This window comes from Roseateles sp. P5_E1 (assembly GCF_054049335.1).
Map to the genome: position 1 here is coordinate 1 of NZ_JBFUMN010000257.1, position 640 is coordinate 640.

Below are 640 nucleotides of genomic sequence, written 5' to 3' on the forward strand. Positions count from 1 at the left end.
AGCTGGTGCTGCTGCGTGGGGAAGGGCTGCGTCTGCGTTTCGCGGATGGCACGGTACATACACTGTCGCCCCCGCACGACCGGCTGCGTTTTGCCGGCGAGGCGCAGGTCAGCGGCGAGCTGGTCGATGGCCTCACCCACGATTTCAACCTGATGTGGCGGCGCGACACGCTCGATGCAGCGCTACTGCACCGACCGTTGGTGGGCAGCATGTTCTTCTTCACCGAGCCCGCGGTGGCCTGGGCGATTCACCTGCTGGCCGGCCAGGCCGCGTTCGAGGGGGAGGCCGGAATGCCACCGTTGGAGGCGGGTGACACCGCGTGGCTGGCCGCTGGCGCGCGCAAGCGATTTGCGTTGCGCGGTGGCGGCGAGCTGCTGGCGATCCGGCTGAGTCCGCGTTAGGGACGCATCCCGATCGATCACCGATACCCGTGTGCCACGTTCGGTGGCGACCTGACCGGTGGCGAAGGCGGCTTCGGTGGAGATGATGCGTGTGTCGCGCCGATCACGGTCATCGTTCGTTTGGGAACCGACCCTATCGGCTGCGGCGCACTGGGTGCGCTCAATACACGTCGCGGCGGTACCTGCCGGCCACGATCAACGCTTCCTTGCCTTCGCGTCCCAGTGCGCGTTCGATCACG

1 protein-coding gene is annotated in these 640 nt (G+C 67.3%); it reads left to right on the plus strand.

Annotated features, from left to right (window positions below; translation table 11 throughout):
• Nucleotides 1-401 (plus strand): HutD/Ves family protein (locus ACXJKJ_RS30905; RefSeq protein WP_457395359.1); only part of this gene is annotated, 401 nt, incomplete at its 5' end.
• Nucleotides 402-640: the final 239 nt, after the last annotated feature.